The sequence below is a fragment of the Glaciecola sp. 1036 genome (assembly GCF_050306235.1).
Classification (GTDB): Bacteria; Pseudomonadota; Gammaproteobacteria; order Enterobacterales; family Alteromonadaceae; genus Glaciecola.
On record NZ_JBLWFH010000028.1, the window covers coordinates 1 to 2,652 of the forward strand.

Consider the following 2,652-nt stretch of genomic DNA (forward strand, 5'->3'; position numbering starts at 1 on the left):
GTGAAACGCCCTGTGCGGAGCCGCATGCAGGGTGTTGTGGGGGCTGAGGGTTAGAGACCCTTGGCTACCCGATTATGAGTTATTTAGCAAGTAGGCCCACACGCTCCCTTCCTTCAGGTGTTTTAATCGAAAAGTCAGTTCCTGCAAACTCTTCTCCCTCTGGACCACATAAAAATGCGACTGCTTTGGCAGCCCATTCTGCCGGAATGTGTGTAGACCACTCCAAATCGCTTACCACATTAATCTTGGCATCACGAATTTTAGACATCATATCAGTGGCTACCGTGCCAGGCGAGAGGCCAACAACTCGTATATTAGTGCCTTGAAGCTCGCGATGCGCAACTTCGGTTAATTTCTTTGCCGCGGCTTTGGTTGAACAGTAATGACTCCACCCAGGTAACGCACTATTGGCAGCACCTGAACTCATATTAACGATTACCCCTTCACCAGCTTCAATCATATAAGGCAACACCGCCCGCATACAGTAGTAAACACCTTTATAGTTGATATCTGCTGCCAAAGACCATTCAACTGGATCACTATCAACCAAGTGACTCAGAGGATCGATAACACCCGCGTTATTTACTAGAAAATCGATTTTACCTGTCTGATCAATACAGTACTTAACAACAGCCTCTACAGAAGAGTAATCCCTTACATCACATACGTGAGCTTTCGCCGCTCCTCCTTTGCTATTTATCGTCAAAACGGCTTCTTCTAGTTTATCTATACTACGTGCGGCAAGTATTACGCTTGCACCGAGCTCAGCCAGCTTTTCCGCGGTTGCTAAGCCTATCCCTTTACTCGCCCCCATAACTAAGGCGGTCTTATTGGTAAAATCTATCGTTTGCGCCACCTTAAATTACCTCTAATGTATTTTTTACTTGAGCTTGCAATGCAAGTTTCTGTTTAGCCAAGCTTTCCTCGTCGAGCATAGATGTGCCCTCTATACGAAATACGGTTATGTCTTCTATCCCAATAAACTTAAGCAACGCTACAAGGTAAGGTTCTAAGAAATTCATTGAGCTTAGATCGCCATTCCCGGTATAACCTTGTGCGCCATAAGACAAAGCCAGAATCGCTTTTTTCCCTCTCACTAAACCAGAGAAGCCAGACTCATCGAAACTAAAGGTCTCGCCGACCCTAACAATCTGGTCAATCCATGCCTTTAGTGATGATGGAACCCCAAAGTTATAAATAGGTGCACTGATAACAAGCGTTTCTGCTTCCTTAATTTCTTTAATTAATTGATCCGATAACGAAGTGGCTTTCTCTAGCACAGGCGTGAAGCTTTCCTTCGGGGTGAAGAAGCCGGTAATTGTGTCTTGTGAAATAGACGAGATTTCTTGGATCGATAAGTCACGCTGATAGATCTCGATATCAGGGGTGTTGATAACGAGCTGCTTTTGCACGGCATCAGCAATAAATTTGGAATGAGAATTAGCTCTGCGTGGACTGGAGTCTATACGTAGTAGTGACGGCATTTATTACTCTCCTAACTCTGGTTAATAAGTAAGGAAATGGTAATTAATGCGCTAATACTGATAAACTACATAAAAAGCAATTAACTAATGCATCGGTCGCACGAATGAATCTCGACAATATCCAGCTCTTCATACTGGTATACAAAGCGAAAAACTTCGCCAGCGTTGCTAAAAAGTTAAACGTCGCTCCCTCTTCAGTATCACGCGCCATCGCAGGTTTGGAAGAGCAGTTACAAGCGCGCTTATTTCAACGTACAACCCGTACATTAACGCCGACTCAATTAGGAGAGGATTACTTTCATAGAGTAGAGGCACTTATTCATGAATTGGAGTTAGCGAGGGACGAGGTCTTCAACCAGAACTCAGAGCCTTTTGGCAGCATAAAAGTGACAGCATCAACTTCATTTGGCGAAAAAGTGCTCTCTCCCATTCTTAATGGATTCTTCGATCGATACCCTAAAATCCGACTTGATCTAGTGTTAAGCGATGCTCAAGTCAATGTGATAGATGATAGATTTGACTTGGCGATCCGCCACGGTGCCCTTCGTGATAGCAGCTTGGTTGCGAGAAAACTCATAGACGTTCGCTATGCACTGGTTGCATCCCCAAACTACTTAGCAAGATCAGCTAAAATAGAAAAACCACGCGATATTCTTGCACATCGACTCATTAGTTTTGCGTACAGCTCATTCAATACCGAGTGGAGTTTCAAAAAAGGCGAATCAATAGAATCGATTCCGATAGAGCCAGTACTCACATTGACTACAGCGTCTGCCATCCAAAAATCTGCCGAGAGCGATACGGGTATCGCATTACTACCAAATTGGGCCATTAAAGATGAGCTGAAGACTAAAAAGCTGATTAGTATTTTGCCAGATTGGCAAGTGGCTGGTGCAGACTTTGATACATCGATTTGGTTAGTCTATCCATCCAGACGCTTCTTACCTGTTAAAACAAGAGCATTCATAGATTACTTGTTGGCCCAAGTTTAGCTTCATAACATTAAGCTAAGCGGCGCAGTTGCGTGGGGTATAATGGCGAAGCCGCCCCGCGTAAATGCGTCCGAGCGACCGAAGGGAGTGGTCTTAAGCGCTTTGTGTACGCCCAGCATGGGCATGAACTAATGAGGTGAAAGTCCTCTGTAGGAAAATCACCGTCTTTTAACATC

Annotated in this window: 3 protein-coding genes; 1 reads left to right on the forward strand and 2 read right to left on the reverse strand. The window is 44.5% G+C overall.

The window, feature by feature from the left end; translation table 11 throughout:
• Positions 1-79 precede the first annotated feature (79 nt).
• Both ACNKW3_RS19740 and ACNKW3_RS19745 read right to left on the reverse strand, forming a co-directional pair.
• Entirely contained in the window at positions 80-856 is a 777-nt protein-coding gene (locus ACNKW3_RS19740) for an SDR family oxidoreductase (RefSeq protein WP_427401054.1), read from the reverse strand.
• A gap of 1 nt (position 857) precedes the next feature.
• Complete coding sequence (locus ACNKW3_RS19745; protein ID WP_427401055.1) at positions 858-1,484, reverse strand: FMN-dependent NADH-azoreductase; 627 nt, start codon at positions 1,482-1,484, stop codon at positions 858-860.
• 104 nt (positions 1,485-1,588) lie between these two features.
• Between ACNKW3_RS19745 and ACNKW3_RS19750 the strand changes: the two genes are divergently transcribed.
• Positions 1,589-2,476: a LysR family transcriptional regulator gene (locus ACNKW3_RS19750; RefSeq protein WP_427401056.1), complete on the forward strand. Its 888-nt coding sequence runs from the start codon at positions 1,589-1,591 to the stop codon at positions 2,474-2,476.
• The last annotated feature ends 176 nt before the right edge of the window (positions 2,477-2,652 follow it).

Excerpts from the sequence above, each read along its gene's own strand:
- ACNKW3_RS19745 (WP_427401055.1), bottom strand. The coding sequence starts at position 1,484 with ATGCCGTCACTACTACGTATAGACTCCAGTCCACGCAGAGCTAATTCT.
- ACNKW3_RS19750 (WP_427401056.1), top strand. The coding sequence starts at position 1,589 with ATGAATCTCGACAATATCCAGCTCTTCATACTGGTATACAAAGCGAAA.